The following is a 15,106-nucleotide window of genomic DNA, read 5'->3' as shown; positions in this document are numbered from 1 at the left end:
TGGTGTGTTTGTTGTTTTTGTTTTTTTTTTATTCGGCCGGGGGTGGGGGGGGCCCCCCCCCCCCCACGACCCCCTGCCGGGGGCCTCCCGGCCCCCGGACCCCCGAGCCTTGGCCGGCGCGCTCGGGCCTCAAGAGCCAACCCTCCGACCTTCGGATCCTGCGGATCGAATACCGGGCGCGCGGTCTCGCTGATAGCGCTTCCTGCGGGAGGACAGGTACAAGCGAGGCCCCCGCCGTCCCCACCAGGACTTTCCCCAGGTCGCCTTGGATCGTTAGGGACTCAGTGCCGTCCTCCGCCCGCTCGGAGATGACCTCGCCGGCGAGGAAGCTCTTGTCTGGGGCGTCGAAACAGGTGTCCACCTGGCCAGAGGACTCTCCGGCCTCGGTGCCCCTCTTGGCCCGGAAGGCCTTCGACTCCTCGGCAGAGTTGAGGAGCCCGCTACCTCTGCTCGACCTCGGCGTAACACAACAAACTGCTCCTACGTGATGCGGTCACGTGGTGACCGGCCGGGACGGCCCGCTCGGGGTCGCTGCCAAGCCCGCCGTCCGGAGGATGAATCGGGTGGCGTCCTCGACCGTCAGGGCGTGGTCCAGGAGGTGCTCGTATCCGCCGGGCAGGAGATCGCGTTCCTTGAACCACTCGGCCATCTGCTCGGGAGTGAACTGTGATCGCTGGGGCCGGGTCTCGTGCCGGAGGAGAGTCTCCTCCCATGGCACATCCATGTAGAAGAAGACGGCCGGGCCCTGGTGTTCGCGCCGCAGGCTGCCCAGCATCGGGCCGTAGCGGCTACCGGCCATGATCCCTTCGAGCACGACATGGTGGCCGTGGGTAAGAGCGTGGAGGCAGATCGTCTTGATCAGGCCAATGTTGACGCCGCCGGGCACGTCCAGCTCGCGGAGCATCTCACGGCGGACGACGTCCTGGCTGACGATCGCGAGCCCGCGCTGACCGTACGCCTCACGGACCGCTTTGGCCAAGGTGGTCTTCCCGGAACCAGAGTTGCCACGGATGACAACGAGAGTGGTCTGCGTCGCAGGCATCGCTACCACTCGATGAGCTCGGCCAACCGGGCCTCGCGCAGCACTGTCGGATCCGCGGTGTAGCTGACGGTGGTCCCCATCCTCGTGACGATAGGGGTTACACGTGCGAGCCGTACGGTAGACGACGACCACCGGTTCGATAGCGCCTCAGCAGGGTGAAGAAGGGCCGGATCATCCAGCTCAGCTGCCCCGATGGTGGAGTCGACTCACCGAAGCAGGCGATTAACCGCGCACGACCCATGGCCAGCGCAGTGTCCCGCCGGGTGGAGCGAAGCCATGGAAGCCGCCGTCAGGGCCGAGAGGGGGAGGTCCATGACGCCATGTCCTGTCCTGCCGGGCTCCGAGGTGGTGGTCGTGGGACGAGGCTCAGCGATTCACCGTCGCACCGCCACGCCTCCGGTCCGGGCCTGCCCCGGAGGCCGTTGGCCGGGGCTGCATGTCTGGGGTTCACAGCCACGGCCTGAAGGAAGGTGCATAGACCTGGGCGTGCCCTGCCTCAGCTCGCGTGACTGTGCCCAGATCGGGGCACGGCAGGGCTGCCGGGGTGGGCGCTACCAGGACGTCGGCGTCGTGGCGGTCGCCTAGGGGACGAAGGAGATCGTGGGCCGGTGGTAGACGTGTACGAACTACGATGATCGCTCCCAGTTGAGAATGAGCTGGGTATGACGCTTGCGGAAGATCCGCCCGACCGCTGGCGGCGGAACTTCCGCAGCGGCGGGATGGAGGGTGAAGGTTGGGCCGGGGTGGTTGCGCCATCGTTGGTCCCAGGTGGCGAGGTGGTCGCGCAGTCTTTGGGCGAGCTGGGCGCCGTCACGGCCGTGGCCGTAGACGCCGAACTCCCAGCGGCGCCGTTCGCCGTCGTCTCGCGAGTGCTCCCGGTAGGAGAGGTAGGCGAAGCTACCGGGGGTGATGAGGACGGGGCAGTACCAGCGCATGACGGGCTTGATGAGGCGGCCTTCCTCGCGGGTCTCGTCTCGCCAGATCATGCCGAACGTTTCGTCGGCGGTGGCGCACCACAGGTTGAGCGAGTCGAACGGCTCGGCCCAGTCGAAGGTGACGCCGGTCCACAGCTCGCTGGGCTCGCCGCGCAGCGCGTCCTCAAGCGCCGTGGCGTCGAGCGGGGGTCCGCTTTCCAGCGTGAGTTTGACCGCTCCGCCCGCCAGAGCTGCCACTTGATCCGGCAGCGCGCCTTGCCCCTGGCAAGCGACGAACCCGCACACGGCCGGGTCCAGCCCGACGAAGCGGTCACCGTCGCGGATGAAGGTGAGCGACCGGCTGACCGTGGAAAACCGCAGGGGCACCACCATGCGGCCGGTCGGGGCGAGCAGGTGCCCCCAGGGGATGTCATAGACGCCGACCGTGACGATGATGGCGTCGAAGCCGCCCTCGGGCGTGTGCTGCTCGACGGTGTGCTCGGCGTCTCCGAGGACCACCTTCACCTGCGGATAGCCGTTTTCGGTCAGAAAGCGGGTCGCCCGCTCGGTGACCCAGGGGTCGATGTCGAAGGTGACCACCAGCCCTTCGGGTCCGACGACCTCGGCGATCAGCGCGGCGTTGTAGCCGCCGCTGCCGATCTCAGCGACTTTCGCTCCGCGGAAGAGCTGCGCGGCGTGCAGCATCTCGGCCTGGAGCCAGGGTGCGCTGATCGAGCTGGTCGACACGCCTGAGGAGTCGCGCTTGGTAGCGACAGTGTCTCTGGCCGAGTAGGCGTCGGCCAGGGGTGCCTCGGGCGCGAACCGGTGGCGCGGGACCTTCCTGAAGGCCGCTTCCACCTGCGGCGATTGGATCGGGCCTCGCTCAATCAGGGTGGCGACCATGGCGGCTCGCAGGTGATCCGGAGATTGAAGGGAGACGGCGTCGGTGGCCATCGTGCAACGCTACTTTCGCTCGTCGACGGCGTCAGGCGACCGGCGGGTACGGCAGGTGGTCATGGCTGTTCGCGGGGCTGTTCTTGGGGCGGGTCGTACTGCTCGTGCATGTGCTGGTCGTAGGCGGCGTGCGGACCGAGTCCCATCTGGGCGCGGCGCTGGTCCAGGTGGTCAAGGTCCTCGATGGGGCGCGGCTGCAGGCGTCCGTCGGGTTCGTGGTATTGCGTGCCGTACAGCTGCGGGAGCCCATCGGCGACGCAGACCCGGTCGGTCAGATACGCGACGTGCGACAGCTCGGCCTGCCCTGCGGCCGCGGCTTCCTGTAGCAGGTCCAGGCAGTGGCGTTGGAAGGCGACGTCGTGGTCGGCGTGCTGCGCAAAGAGCCAGGCAGCCTGGCTGCCGTCGTCGCCGACGAGGTCACGGCCGGGCCAGCCGTGTTCAGCGATGACCTCCTTCAGGAAGCGGGTGTTGTCGCGGTCGACTTGGTCCCATTCCTGCTGGGCCTGTTCGGTCATCGGCTGGCCGTACGAGGTGGCCGTGCGTACGGCTTGATCGCGTTCCCTGCGCTGCAGCAACTCGTCGCGGAGCGAGGTGTTCATGCGGGCACTCCCATCGAGGTGGACAGTCCGTCAGACATCGAGCGCGACCTGCTCGATGCCTGCTCCGCGAGCTATCTTGCCCCGCAGCGGTACGCCGGCGACTGCGGTCAACTCCTCCAGCGTGGGGGAAGCTGTGCCGGGCAGGTCCTCGATCAGTGAGGGCAGCAACAGGGCGGCGCCGACCGCGTCCCACAGGGCGCGATGCGGGCTGCCCTTAGGGACGAGCTGGGCGACCTGCGCGTTGAGGGCGTACTTCTCCAGCAGCCGGACCAGGTTCCAGCGCTTGCTCGCAGGGTGCGAGTGACGGTAGAGCCGGGCGGTGTCAAGCAGGGCGGCGGGCTGGGCTTCGGGCACAAGACGGTGGAGCAGCCGCCAGTCCACGCCGATGTTGTGCCCGACGATGATCCGCCGCTTCAGGCGGCCGACGATCTCAGCACGGATGTCGTCCAAAGCGGGCGCGGTGAACAGGATGTCGCCGGTGAGTTCCCGGGCGATCCACGGGCGGGGCGCGACGATGCGGCCGGGGTTGACCGTGCTGTCCCAGGCTGCGGTCAGGTCCGGGAAGCCGTCGTCCAGCGGGACGATCGCGATCTCCAGGATCTGCTCATGGTCACGATCCTGGCCGCCGGTGCCTTCCAGGTCGAGCGCTACCAGGGGCGCGGTGGTCCACGGTTGATGCGTCACGGCTTCTCCAAAGTGGTCGGGCGGGGGTGCGCGGGGGCGGTGAGCAGGTTCCGTAGGCGCTCCTCGGCGTGCTCCACCGCCTCGTTGAGGGCGTTGAGATGAACGTCGGGGATGCTTCCCGTGCCGAGCGCCGCGGCGGCGATCACGGCGGCCAGGTCCTGGTGCTGCTGGCCGGTCATGCGGGAGCGCATCGCCGGGTGGGCGCGGACGTCGCGGGCGGCGTAGGCATCGGTGGCGGCGACGTCGATGACGGCGGCGGCCAGGCGGGCGCCGCTCCGCTGGCAGCGGCCAGCCGCCACGTCGAGTGCGGTCAACGCGAGGCGGGCCCGGAACGCGGCCGTGGTCGGCTCCTGGGCGGTGACCAGGCCGTACGTCTGCGTGAGCACGTGCTCGACTTCGTCCTGCGGGGTGGGCGTGGTACCGGGACGGATGGCGATGCGCAGGAGCGCCGCCACGGTGGCTTCCCACGGCTCGGCCGGCAGTGTGGAGTCGATCAGCGCGATCGCCTCGTCAGGGCGGTCCTGCGCCAGCAAGGCCATGATCTTGAGCTGGCGGCCGTCGAGCAGCCGGTTGCCGATGCCGCGGTGGGTGGCCATGGCGGCGGCGGCCTCGCTCCAGCGGCCTTGCTGGCTGAGCGCGCGGGCTCCGTCGATGAGCAGCGCGACCCACAGCTCGGTGCAGACTGCGTTGTGGTCGCCGTGGGTGTGGGTCAGGGGCGACAGGTCGACGTCATGATCGTGGATCACGGTGGCGCCGCGCTGCTGGGCGGCACGGTAGAGCCGGTCGAGCAGCTCGTAGGCGGCTTGGCCGTCGCCTTCTCGGATGAGGAGCCGGGCGAGGTTGATCAGCGGCATCAGCGACATGACCGCGATGTCGCGGGGCAGGCTCCCGGCCTCGGCGAAGACCTGGTGCTGCCGCCAGCACAGATCGGCGGCCAGGCCGGGTAGGGCGGCGTCGGAGGCGATGAGCGCGGAGATGTTGAGGACGCCGCAGGCGCGGGCCACCAGGTCGTGGTGGTCGGCGCCTGCGGATTCAACGGTCAGCGCCGTGAGATCGGCGATGCGTTCCGCCAGGGGTTTGCCGGGCAGTTTGGTACGGCAGACCAGCGGGATACGGGCGGCGATCGCCGGGTTCATCACGACGGTGATCCCTCTCTACGGCCAGTCGACGACGAGGCGGCTGGCGGGCTTGTCGATGATGAAGCGCGGGTCGGCGGCCTTGAGCAGGTCACGGCTGTCGCCTACGGCCATGCGGAAGCTGGGGGCCGGGGCGTGGTTGCCGTAGTCGCGCTCCCATTCCTCGATCGCGGTGGCGACCTGCTCGGCCAGGCTGGCGGCGTGCGGGCCGTGGCCGATGACGCCGATCTGCCAGAAGCGCCCGACCTCGTCTGCGCCTTCGCGGATGGTCAGGTAGGCCAGGGTGTCGCCGTCGAGCGCGGCCATCGACCCCCACGCGAAGTGCGGCGTGAACCCCGGCCGGTTGCCGGGCATCCTGGACAGCCCGTTGGGCAGGACGCAGGCCAGCCACAGGTACACCCACTGCCAGGGGTCGCCCTGCCTGAACTTCACCCCGGTGTAGGCCGTGCGGGCAGGCTGGTCGAGGATCGTGCGCATCGCCTCGCGGTCGACGAGCTGCTCGCTGAAGGTCTCCAGGTGCACATCGCCATCGCCGTCGAGCTGGACACGGGTGTAGATGTCGTCGCCGATGCCCTTGCGCAGCGGCACGAACGTCGCCATCTCGCACGAGACGACCTTCCACAGGCCGTCCTCGCCGTCGCGCTCGAAGGCGAAGGAGCGGGAGATGCTGCCGCGGATGCGCATCGGGATGACCAGACGCCCATCCGGCGCGAGCTGGTCGAGCACCTTGGCCGGGACGTCGCCCGCGCCGACCGTGAACTGGATGCGGTCGTAGGGGGCGTGCTCGGGCAGTCCGGCCGCGCCGTCGCCGAGCACAGCGGTCACGTTGGTGACCCCGGCCGCGTCCACATGCCTGTGGGCGGTGTCGACGAGGTCCTGGTCGACGTCGATCGTCCACACATGCCCGGTGGGGCCGACCAGGTGGCCGAGCAGGGCGGCGTTGTAGCCGGTGGCCGCCCCCGCCTCCAGGACCTTGTGCCCAGCCAGGGCGCCGACCTGCTCCAGTTGGGTGGCCACGATGGACGGCGCGGAGATGCAGGAGATCATCTCGCCGCTCGCGTCGTGCTTGATCGCCACGGCGTCATCCACGTAGGCGGCTTCGACGGTGGCGTCGGGGATGAAGGTGTGGCGCTCGACGGTGCGGAACGCGTCGATGATCTCTGGGGTGCGCAGGTGGCCGGAGTCGGTGTACTTGGCCACCATGGCCTCGCGCAGCGTGCTGGGGTCGACGGTAGTGATGGTGGTCTCCATCCTGATGAAGGTAGGTGTTACGGGCGAGGAGGGGCTGGCGGACACGGCAGCGAGGTTGTCTTGTCCGAAGACGACCTGCCAGCCGAGCCAGGCCGCCGCGGCTTGCTCGGCCACGGACGTGTTGGCGCGGTTGAACGCGAAGATGGCGTGGTGGGCGAGAACGACCCGCAGCCCCCGCTCCAGGTGCCCGCCTTTGGCGAGCCGGGCCAGGGCGCGGCCGGCGTCCTCGAACGCGGCCACGCGCTCGGCCCAGCCCGGTTCCGCGTTGGGCCGCTGGGCGGCGTCGGCGTTCATGAGGCGCCGCATCGCGGTGATCGCCGCTTCCCGGCGCGCTTCGGTGGGAGAGTCGATCGGCGGGCGGAGGGCGCCGACTTTCGCCCACACGTCGCCGACCTCGAACGCGTCAAGCCCGGCCGCGCGGAACATCGCCGACAGCAGCAGGATGCACCGTCCGCGGCTGTCGGGGTTGCCGGTCTGGGCCAGCGCGGCCGGGCTGTCGGCGACAAACACCTCATGGGCGACGGCCATGCCCTGAGGGCCGCCGAACGCGGCCGTTTCGGGCTCGTAGATGCCGCCGACCCATTCGGCCACCACCTCATCGGCGACGAGCTGGTCGAGGAGAGCGCCCACGGGCTGGTCGGTGCGCAGCCGCAGCCCGCCCTCCTTGCGCAGGAAGTGGAAGCGGCGACCGGCCAGGGCGTTCGACAATGCGAACGCCGCCTCCGGGCTCACTCCGGCGCCGCCGGGGAAGCTGACCGTGGCATGCCACCATTTAGCTTCGGCCGGTGGGGCCAGGTTGTCCTCGTAGCTGTCCATGTCATCGCTCCTGCTCGGTCGGGTTCGGGTCGGCTGGTACGGCGGCGGGGGTCAGTGCAGGAGCAGGGCGCAGGTCCAACCGGTGGCGTTGGAGCCCTCCAACGCCAGTTGCGCCCCGGCACGCCCTTCCAGAAACCCCGGCTTGGGCAACGCACCGATCCCTTCGGCCAGACGGTGGCGGACGTGCTGGATACTCGCGGTGAACCGGTCGGGGGCGGCGCTGTCGGCGGCGATGGCGGTGGCAGCAGCCAAGATTCCGGCCCAGCCGTGGCACAGCGAGGCGTCGGTCACCCGGTCGAGACGCTCGGCATCGGCAAGAGCCGCCACCGCGATCTCCTCGGCCTTCTCCCGGCGGGCAGGAGAGCAGTGCGCGAGCGCGGCGAGTTGCAGCGCGCGGGCGATCCCCACGGCCCCGTAGCACCAGGACGGCCGAAGAGGCGGTGGCAGCGGCTTGTCGGCGGTGAGCTGGTCGAAGGTGATCCAGTAGAAGCTGCCGAACTGCTCCAGCCAGGTCGAGAAGGTGGTGATGGCCTCGCGCTGGCCGTCGACGTGGATGCCCCGGCGGGCGGCCAGCGACAGCAGCGCCAGCGGCCCGGCGATGCCGTGCGCCACGCCGTTGTTGCCGTGGCCGCCGAGCGCAACGGCGTCATGCGTGGGGCTGTCGGGCGACCACCAGCCGGGCAGCATCCGACCGCCGACCTCGACCGGGCAGGCCAGCGACACCAGGTGAGTCAGGACGTCGTCGAGCAGGCGTGAGGGGCCGGGCCGGGCCAGCAGCAGCGCCCCCAACCCAGTCAGGCCACTGATCAAGTCGAACTCCGCCAGCGGCGGCAGTTGCCGGGCGAGGCGTCGTTGCCGGGCGGCGGCCAGGCGGGCGGTCACGACTCGGTCGACGCCCGCCCGGACGTCGCGGTCGATGCTCCCGGCACGGCTGAGGACGAACTCCAGCGCCGGGGCGCCGTGATACAGGCTCGCGTTGGAGCCGGTACTGACCCCGCCACTGACCGCTTCCTTCAGCAGGGGGCGCGCGCCGGCCAGGTCGGCGTGCTCGATGTGCAGCAGCGCTTGGCCGAGCGCGCCTTCGGCCAGTGCCTGCGTCGCCTGGCCGGTCATGACGTCGTCTCCACCGAGACGACGATGCTGTGCGCCCGGCCGCCGAGCCACCCATCGGCATCAGGGGGCGGCGCCTCGAACAACACCGCGACCGGATTGCCGCTCAGGTGCGCGCGCAGCACGTCCAGATCCATCCACCGCGTCAGGTCTAGCGGCAGATGCTGGTCATCAAGGGCCAACAGTATCCGCTCGGGCATCCCGGTACGGGCGCGCCAGGCGTGCAAATGCTCGGCCCACTCCTCCATGCGCGCTGTACGGCCGGGCAGCTTCCGTGCCTGGAGCTGCCAGCGGGCGGCCACCAGCACGGTGCGCCGGTAGTGCACGGCGGGGGTGAACGGCAGCGTCCACGCGGCACCCCAGTCGAACCAGGTCACCTGCGTGGTGGCAGCGCGGCTGATCTCGGCCAGGAACCGGACCAGCGTCGGCGTGAAGTTGTTCCACAGGAAGTTGATCGCCGTGGGGGCCAGCAACTCGATCTGCTGGCCGGTCGCGGCCACCGATAGATACAGGTGACCGTCGCGAGAGCCGACCACCAGATCACGCGGGTGCAGCACACCCTCGTCCGTGGCTCGGTGTTCGCCGACACTGACCACCTGCTGCAGGACGTGCGGCGCTCGGGTGAGCAGGTCGGCCTCGGCTCGGGTGGGGTGGAACGACAACTGTGCCGAGATTGAGCTGGGCGCGACGGTGGCCAGGGCGTCGTATCCGGCGGCCAGGCCGGGCAGCAGATGCCAGAACCGTCCCGTCATGGAACCGGCCGCGCGGGAAACAGTGTGGACGCGCAACCGGAAGTCGCCCACATCCAACTCAGCGACGGAGCGAGCTTGGACCTGTGCACATACCTCGAAGTGCGGCGCGGGCGCGAGGCTAGGGAAAGGGTCGGCTGCGGCGGTCTCCAACTCCTCGACCATCGCCTCAGGCAAGATCACCGCACGGTCGCCCTCGACGGCGGCGGTCCCTGCCAGGTCCAGCAGGAGCCGGTCGCGACGCGACATCGGCCTCGGCGGCTCCGACAGCAGGCCGAACCCGTCCGGCAGGCCCAACCCGCGGTCAGGGTCGGTGAGCTGCTCCACGGGGACCTCGGCACCCTCGCCGAACCGGTCGACGAACCGCTCGGCGTAACGCCGCCAGGCCGGAGTACCGGCGGGATGGGTCGCGAGCCTGGCCAGGACCGTCGCGGCGGTCTCCATCTCGACCGCGACCGACGCTGGTAGCCGCACCTCGGCATCCAGCCGCAGGTCCACTGCCGTGCGCTCGCAGGCGGCCACGAGCGTGGGCGGCACGACTGCGGCCGGATTGGGGATGGTGGCCGGCGCACGCAGCCGCGAGCGCAGCAACCGCGTCCGCAGCAGCTCAGCAACCAACTCCGCGCGGCGGCCGGGGGCGACCTGCGGGAACTCAGCGGCGAGCTTCTCCAGCAAGGCAGCGTGCGGGATCGGGGAACTGGCCGCCTGCAGCACCAGCTCCACCGCAGCCGTAGCGGCCAAGGAGACCTCATCCGCGCCCTCGGCCGGAACATAGACGCGGCCGTCGCGCACGCGGGCAAGGTTGTTCACGCACACCTCGACGTCGGCGGCCATCGCGCCCTCGCCGCTCTCCCACGCGGTGATCGCCGCATCCAAATCGGTGGGCTCAGGCCGGGTAACGGCCTCGTGCGCATCCCCGACACGCACAAGCGCCGTGTCGCCGAACGCGACCTGGGCGACACCGGCGAACAGGCCGAACGGGGTGGAGCGGTGCGCGTAGCGCAGGGCGTAGCGCGCGATGGACAGCACTGCGCGGCGTGCCCGGCGGGCGTTACTCACTTGCCCACCAAGGATTGCCTGGACCTGGCGGGATAGGTCGGGGCTGGCGTTGCTGACCGCCTGCCGGAAGGGCTCATCCGCCCATGCCTGGGTCAGCCATGACCCCCACTGCTCGATCGAGGAGCCCGGCTTCGGCCAGCCCGGAAGGACAGGAGGAGCCAGATGCACCGTTGCGCGCAGCATCCCGGCGCCGGTGCGCCGATACCGTCTGATCCGCGTCCGCGTCATCTCCATCACTCCGTCCTGGTCACCATCCGGGCTGGGCTGCAAGCCCAGGTCCCATCGAGCGGGGACCTGGGCCGGTGGGGTTACGACGTCGTGCAGGCACTCGGGCAGGAGCTGCCGCACGTGTCACCGGTGCCACACCTCAGCGAAGTGTTGGCCGCCGGGGTGTTCTCCGCGAGCCTGATGTCGAGGTTGAACGGGTCGAACGCCGCTTGCGCGCTGACGTCCTCCTCCGCGCTGACGCCCTCGCCTGCCTGTTCGGTGGTCGGTTCCATGATCAGAGTGCTCATGACGTTGCTCCTGTCCTGCGATGGGGGTTCTCGAAGGGAGGGCACCTGCTGCCCGCCTCCGTCTTCCTCCTCGACCGGCCACCACCCACATCTCCCGCCAGACAGGTGGGAAGAACGATGTGTGACCAGCGGCCGGGACGAGGTCTTGGGGTGTGGTGTGAGCGCCAACGGGTCATGGGGCCTCCAGAGCAGGAAGGCCGAACTGCCGGAGCTGGTGCCCCCGGGGAAAGCCAGGCGCATCCACGGCGGGCTGAACCGGCTCAGCGACTGGCCTGGTCCTCACCCGAATCAAGGCGGCGGCACCCCAAGCGGCCTCACCAGGCAGACAGGCCATCCACTGGTCGACCTGCCCGCCGAAGTAGCGGATCTCCATGCGTCTGGGCCCCGCTATCTCCCGCCCCCGCGCCTCCAGCTCGGGAGCGACGCGCTCGCCCAGCTCGGTGAGCGCCACCCTCGCCGACTCCGCCGGTCCTCGATCCGGAACGACCTCGAAAATGAGCTGGACAAGCAACTCGTGCCGCGACACCGGGGCAACGGGCAGATAGCCCGAGAGCTGGGAGAGCTCAGGAAGCATGCGCTACTCCTTCGCCACGTCGACGGCCGCCACGATGTCCCCGAACACCGCATCGGTCAGCGCGGCGGCCAACTCCTTCAGCAGGTCGCCCGGATCGGAGGAAACCGGGACGGGCAGCACGCCGCGCTTGACCCTCTGGCGTCTGGTCCGCGTCTTGAGCCATGCGGTGCCTCCACAAGCCTTCTCGCGCGAGGTGGGCCTACCCGATGGGCCGACATAGGCGATCTCGGAGTCCTGGTCACAGAGCTCTGGTCCGTCCACTTGGACGTGATCGGCGAGCTGACGACTGATCTGGCCAAGCCTTTCCAGTGCAACCATCCGGGCGTCCTGGCCCGGCGCGACGGTGAACTTCACGCGCACGATGTGGTCATAGATGCGCCACGAGGGCAGAGCGGGGCCGGTCACTATGCCGCCTCCGTCCGCTGGCGCGGGATGAAGCGGCCACGACCAATCGCACCTGCGGCCCCCACAGGGCCGTCGCCGCCCACCTCACCGGGCGGCGCGCACCAGACCTGGCGGGAACGGAGATGCTGATCATCGTGGTCGTGGCCGCTGAACCGGACCGCTTCACCCTGGGCGGAGCGGCTGGCTTCGGGCACCGAGAGATCGCTGAGGTTCACCGGCTCCGGCCGAACGTCTTCGTGTACCGCCCACTCCACCAGAACCTCCGCCGCACGCAGCGTGTCGAGGTCGCCGGCCATCAACGGGGCGACGGCGTGCGGACCGAGGTAGAAGGCACAGAGCTTCCTGCTCCATACCAGCTCCATCTCCAGCCACAGGCCCGGAGATGGTACGGCCGGGACGAGCTCGGGCTGTGCCATGGCAGGGTCCTCCAGTTCGAGGGGGTCGTCATCACGGATTGGAGCAGCGGGCCGGGCATCGCGGGGGTGGGCGCCCCTGGATACCTCGGTCATGTCGGGTAGACCGTCGCTGTGGTGCACGGTGAGCGATGCCGTACCGGCGTGGTCCGGATGGTGAGGAGCCGCACCCCGATCGCCTGGACCTCCCTGGCGCGCGCGGCTACCAGAGCCGGGCGAGGTCCTAGATGGTTCAGGGTCGGCACCACCAAGCCATAGGTGGCGGGGAGGGCGAGCATGTCGAGCAGGCCAACGAAGGCGGCGGACTGCTCAGCACCATCCCGATCGGTGAACATGCCCGCGAGCTGAAGTTCGCGCATTTCACAGAACGCGGTGATCGCGGAAGTCAGAGCAGCGCATCGTGCCGGGGAGATCCCCGCCGCCTGGATGTTGCCGTAGACGGATGGGCTGGGCACGAGACGCTGCTCTGTGAGGGACTCGACCACGAGCGGTTTTCTCTGCTCCGAAGGGCGCGGCTTTCTCACGCTCTTCAGCGTCGCCGCGCGGCCGGATGCTGGGAATGAAGCGGTGTGGCAATGGCGTGGCAGTTGCGTACCACCGCGTCGGTCGCGTGTGTTTCGATCAGTGACAGAGGGAGGGCGCAGCGTGGCGACCGTTCATCAGTGGACCGGCCTTGAGGCATACGCGCTCGGCCGGGCCCTGCGTATGAGCGTCCGCACCTACGCTGAGTACCTCGGCGTGGCCGTCCGCACGGTATCCACGTGGCAGCAACTCGGCGCCAAGACCGTCCCCCGCCCGGACACCCAGGCCATCCTCGATGTTGCGCTGTCTCGCGCGGACGCCGCTGTTCACCTGCGGTTCGAGACGCTCCTGTCGGAGCTCGCCCAAGCGGCCAACCTCGGGCCGCGCGTCACGACGAGCGGCCCGCGCCTGTGGGAGTACGAAACCTGGGACGATGACCTGGCTCGCGTCATCGTGGCGCTCAGCAGGCAGTCGTTCGCGTTCGCTGAGCAGTTGCTGACCCGATGGCAGCACCGTTGGCCCTCGCGAGACCTCGACGAGCGCGGTCTCTACCTGTACGGCCGCACCACGGCGTTGCTCGGAGACCTACGCCGCGACCAGGGCGCGCTACTGGGCCCGATGTCGGCCCGGCGCGACTACAGCGACGCCCGCTCGATCTTCGCCCAGCTCGACATCCCCCGCCGCGTCGCCCAGCTCGACCTCTCGCTGGCGGTGGTCACGGAGATGTCTGGCAGCCTCGGCCAGGCCGCCCACGCCTACGAGAGTCTTGCCGTCGATGACCGCCTCTCCATGCGCGACCGCTCCCGCGCTCGCCTGTGGGTCGGCACCGCCCTCAGCAAGGACGGCGAGCACGACTACGCCGCCCGCGTCATGGTCGTCGCCGTCCGCGACTTCGAGGCGCAGAACGAGCCCGACGACTGGGCGGTTGGCCACCAGAAGCTGGCGCTTGCCCGTCGCGGCGCCGGCGACCTCAACGCTGCACTGCGGCTGATCGACATCGCCCGCTCGGCCGGGTCGGCCGACTCACCGCTCCAGCGGGTACGGTTGGACACCGCTCATGGTCACATCCTGCTGTCGGACCCCGCCACCGTAGATGATGGCGTGCGAACCCTCGACGGGGCGGCGCAATTGGCCGCCCGGGTGGGCCTGACCCACCAACTGCGCGCCATCGAGGGCATCCGGCGGACATGCCGCGAGCCGGACCGGCCCGCGGACACGGTGACCAGGGAGAATTCGTGACCAGCAACATCACGACGAGCGAGACGATCAGCGACGAGATCCGCGGGCAGGCCCTGCTCATCTGGGACTACCACCAAATGCGCCACCAGGTGCGCCCGTGTGATGCCGCCATCGGTCTCGGCTCCCACGACCTCGGTGTCGCCGACACCGCCATCGACCTCTACGAGGCCGGCATGTTCCCGGTCTTGGTGTTCTCCGGCGGCAACAGCCCCACCACACGGGCCGTGTTCCCGCGCGGCGAGGCCGTCCACTTCCGGGAGCGAGCGATCGAGCGGGGCATGCCAGCAGCGGCAGTGCTCCTGGAGCCGGAGGCGGGCAATACCGGCCAGAACATCACCTACTCGCGCCGCGTGCTCGCCGATGCCGGAATCACCCCGGCAACAGTGATGCTGATCTCCAAGCCCTACATGGAACGCCGCAGCTACGCCACCGCCCGCAAGATATGGCCCGAGGCCGAGGTGGTGTGCACCTCAGAACCGCTGGAGTTCGACGCCTACCTCAAGTCCATCGGCGATGCCCGGCTGGTGCTGGACATGCTCGTCGGCGACCTCCAACGCATCATCGACTACCCCAAGCAGGGATACGCCATCGAGCAAGACGTTCCGGAAGAGGTGCTTGACGCCTATGAGGCTCTCATCAAGGCCGGGTACGACAGCCGCCTCATTACCTCTTGAGCTGCTGACGGCGGGCGGGCTCGTCGTAGCCATCCACCAGCCGAACCTGTTCCCGCGACTTTCCACGCTGGCCAAGCTGTATGCGGCCGACCGGTGGATCGTCCTGGACAATGTCCAGTTCAACAGCCGCGGCTACCAGCACCGGGCTGGCCTGGCCGCGCTCGACGACGCCACCCGGCAGAGATGGCTCACCCTGGCTACCCACCTGCCGGGAGGCGAGCCACCTTGATCCACGACGCTGCCCTCGCCGAGCCCGACCGACGCCGGCGCTGCCTCGCGGCCATGCTGCCCGAGCACTACAAGCCAAGCCCACACTGGCTTGACCTCCGCAACCGCCTTCAACCCCCTCCTTGACCTCTTCGATGGCACCGGGTCGGTCGCCGACGTGGCCACCGCTTCGGCTCTCTGATCTCACCAACATCTCGGGCGGCCGCACCTATCTGTGCGGAG

16 protein-coding genes are annotated in these 15,106 nt (G+C 69.5%); 3 read left to right on the top strand and 13 right to left on the bottom strand.

Going from position 1 to position 15,106, the window contains the following annotated elements; translation table 11 throughout:
- Nucleotides 1-493: 493 nt before the first annotated feature.
- From ACFWY5_RS23675 to ACFWY5_RS23615, 13 genes are all read right to left on the bottom strand, one after another.
- Nucleotides 494-1,042, bottom strand: a complete 549-nt coding sequence (locus ACFWY5_RS23675) for an AAA family ATPase (protein ID WP_379634311.1) — start codon at nucleotides 1,040-1,042, stop codon at nucleotides 494-496.
- A gap of 626 nt (nucleotides 1,043-1,668) precedes the next feature.
- Nucleotides 1,669-2,910: a methyltransferase, FxLD system gene (fxlM, locus tag ACFWY5_RS23670; protein WP_379634309.1), complete on the bottom strand. Its 1,242-nt coding sequence runs from the start codon at nucleotides 2,908-2,910 to the stop codon at nucleotides 1,669-1,671.
- Nucleotides 2,911-2,969: 59 nt separating this feature from the next.
- Nucleotides 2,970-3,509: a DUF6624 domain-containing protein gene (locus ACFWY5_RS23665; protein WP_379634307.1), complete on the bottom strand. Its 540-nt coding sequence runs from the start codon at nucleotides 3,507-3,509 to the stop codon at nucleotides 2,970-2,972.
- Between the two features lie 30 nt (nucleotides 3,510-3,539).
- The gene (locus tag ACFWY5_RS23660; protein WP_379634305.1) at nucleotides 3,540-4,193 is read right to left on the bottom strand and encodes a 3'-5' exonuclease; all 654 of its coding nucleotides are present in this window, start codon (nucleotides 4,191-4,193) and stop codon (nucleotides 3,540-3,542) included.
- Nucleotides 4,190-5,329, bottom strand: a complete 1,140-nt coding sequence (locus ACFWY5_RS23655) for a hypothetical protein (protein ID WP_379634317.1) — start codon at nucleotides 5,327-5,329, stop codon at nucleotides 4,190-4,192. Before ACFWY5_RS23655 ends, ACFWY5_RS23660 begins: the two co-directional genes overlap by 4 nt.
- A gap of 18 nt (nucleotides 5,330-5,347) precedes the next feature.
- Nucleotides 5,348-7,396, bottom strand: a complete 2,049-nt coding sequence (fxlM, locus tag ACFWY5_RS23650; protein WP_379634303.1) for a methyltransferase, FxLD system — start codon at nucleotides 7,394-7,396, stop codon at nucleotides 5,348-5,350.
- Between the two features lie 51 nt (nucleotides 7,397-7,447).
- The gene (locus tag ACFWY5_RS23645) at nucleotides 7,448-8,509 is read right to left on the bottom strand and encodes a lanthionine synthetase LanC family protein (protein ID WP_379634301.1); all 1,062 of its coding nucleotides are present in this window, start codon (nucleotides 8,507-8,509) and stop codon (nucleotides 7,448-7,450) included.
- Complete coding sequence (locus ACFWY5_RS23640; protein WP_379634299.1) at nucleotides 8,506-10,548, bottom strand: lantibiotic dehydratase family protein; 2,043 nt, start codon at nucleotides 10,546-10,548, stop codon at nucleotides 8,506-8,508. Before ACFWY5_RS23640 ends, ACFWY5_RS23645 begins: the two co-directional genes overlap by 4 nt.
- 74 nt (nucleotides 10,549-10,622) lie before the next feature.
- Entirely contained in the window at nucleotides 10,623-10,829 is a 207-nt protein-coding gene (locus tag ACFWY5_RS23635) for an FxLD family lanthipeptide (protein WP_379634297.1), read from the bottom strand.
- Nucleotides 10,830-11,001: 172 nt separating this feature from the next.
- Nucleotides 11,002-11,403, bottom strand: a complete 402-nt coding sequence (locus tag ACFWY5_RS23630; RefSeq protein ID WP_379634295.1) for a hypothetical protein — start codon at nucleotides 11,401-11,403, stop codon at nucleotides 11,002-11,004.
- Between the two features lie 3 nt (nucleotides 11,404-11,406).
- Nucleotides 11,407-11,763 carry a hypothetical protein gene (locus tag ACFWY5_RS23625; RefSeq protein ID WP_379634293.1) on the bottom strand — a complete coding sequence of 119 codons (357 nt, stop codon included), beginning with the start codon at nucleotides 11,761-11,763 and terminating at the stop codon, nucleotides 11,407-11,409.
- 44 nt (nucleotides 11,764-11,807) lie between these two features.
- Nucleotides 11,808-12,224: a hypothetical protein gene (locus tag ACFWY5_RS23620; RefSeq protein ID WP_379634291.1), complete on the bottom strand. Its 417-nt coding sequence runs from the start codon at nucleotides 12,222-12,224 to the stop codon at nucleotides 11,808-11,810.
- A gap of 89 nt (nucleotides 12,225-12,313) precedes the next feature.
- Nucleotides 12,314-12,745: a hypothetical protein gene (locus ACFWY5_RS23615; RefSeq protein WP_379634285.1), complete on the bottom strand. Its 432-nt coding sequence runs from the start codon at nucleotides 12,743-12,745 to the stop codon at nucleotides 12,314-12,316.
- Between the two features lie 121 nt (nucleotides 12,746-12,866).
- Between ACFWY5_RS23615 and ACFWY5_RS23610 the strand changes: the two genes are divergently transcribed.
- The 3 genes from ACFWY5_RS23610 to ACFWY5_RS23600 are packed head-to-tail and all read left to right on the top strand — an operon-like array spanning nucleotide 12,867 to nucleotide 14,885.
- Entirely contained in the window at nucleotides 12,867-13,982 is a 1,116-nt protein-coding gene (locus ACFWY5_RS23610; RefSeq protein ID WP_379634283.1) for a hypothetical protein, read from the top strand.
- On the top strand, nucleotides 13,979-14,656 hold the full coding sequence (locus ACFWY5_RS23605; RefSeq protein WP_379634281.1) for a YdcF family protein: 678 nt from the start codon (nucleotides 13,979-13,981) through the stop codon (nucleotides 14,654-14,656). The genes ACFWY5_RS23610 and ACFWY5_RS23605 overlap by 4 nt, the downstream gene beginning before the upstream one ends.
- A complete protein-coding gene (locus tag ACFWY5_RS23600) occupies nucleotides 14,607-14,885 on the top strand; it encodes a WbqC family protein (protein ID WP_379634279.1) in 279 nt (92 codons plus the stop codon). Before ACFWY5_RS23605 ends, ACFWY5_RS23600 begins: the two co-directional genes overlap by 50 nt.
- The last annotated feature ends 221 nt before the right edge of the window (nucleotides 14,886-15,106 follow it).

Origin of the sequence: Nonomuraea sp. NPDC059007 (assembly GCF_042740555.1) — a bacterium.
Taxonomy (GTDB): domain Bacteria; phylum Actinomycetota; class Actinomycetes; order Streptosporangiales; family Streptosporangiaceae; genus Nonomuraea.
This window is presented reverse-complemented; position numbering and strand designations above follow the sequence as displayed.

What these genes read in the sequence shown, in the direction of transcription:
- ACFWY5_RS23675 (WP_379634311.1), bottom strand. Translation starts at nt 1,042, where the DNA reads ATGCCTGCGACGCAGACCACTCTCGTTGTCATCCGTGGCAACTCTGGT.
- fxlM (WP_379634309.1), bottom strand. Translation starts at nt 2,910, where the DNA reads ATGGCCACCGACGCCGTCTCCCTTCAATCTCCGGATCACCTGCGAGCC.
- ACFWY5_RS23665 (WP_379634307.1), bottom strand. Translation starts at nt 3,509, where the DNA reads ATGAACACCTCGCTCCGCGACGAGTTGCTGCAGCGCAGGGAACGCGAT.
- ACFWY5_RS23655 (WP_379634317.1), bottom strand. Translation starts at nt 5,329, where the DNA reads ATGAACCCGGCGATCGCCGCCCGTATCCCGCTGGTCTGCCGTACCAAA.
- fxlM (WP_379634303.1), bottom strand. Translation starts at nt 7,396, where the DNA reads ATGGACAGCTACGAGGACAACCTGGCCCCACCGGCCGAAGCTAAATGG.
- ACFWY5_RS23645 (WP_379634301.1), bottom strand. Translation starts at nt 8,509, where the DNA reads ATGACCGGCCAGGCGACGCAGGCACTGGCCGAAGGCGCGCTCGGCCAA.
- ACFWY5_RS23640 (WP_379634299.1), bottom strand. Translation starts at nt 10,548, where the DNA reads ATGGAGATGACGCGGACGCGGATCAGACGGTATCGGCGCACCGGCGCC.
- ACFWY5_RS23635 (WP_379634297.1), bottom strand. Translation starts at nt 10,829, where the DNA reads ATGAGCACTCTGATCATGGAACCGACCACCGAACAGGCAGGCGAGGGC.
- ACFWY5_RS23630 (WP_379634295.1), bottom strand. Translation starts at nt 11,403, where the DNA reads ATGCTTCCTGAGCTCTCCCAGCTCTCGGGCTATCTGCCCGTTGCCCCG.
- ACFWY5_RS23620 (WP_379634291.1), bottom strand. Translation starts at nt 12,224, where the DNA reads ATGGCACAGCCCGAGCTCGTCCCGGCCGTACCATCTCCGGGCCTGTGG.
- ACFWY5_RS23600 (WP_379634279.1), top strand. Translation starts at nt 14,607, where the DNA reads ATGAGGCTCTCATCAAGGCCGGGTACGACAGCCGCCTCATTACCTCTT.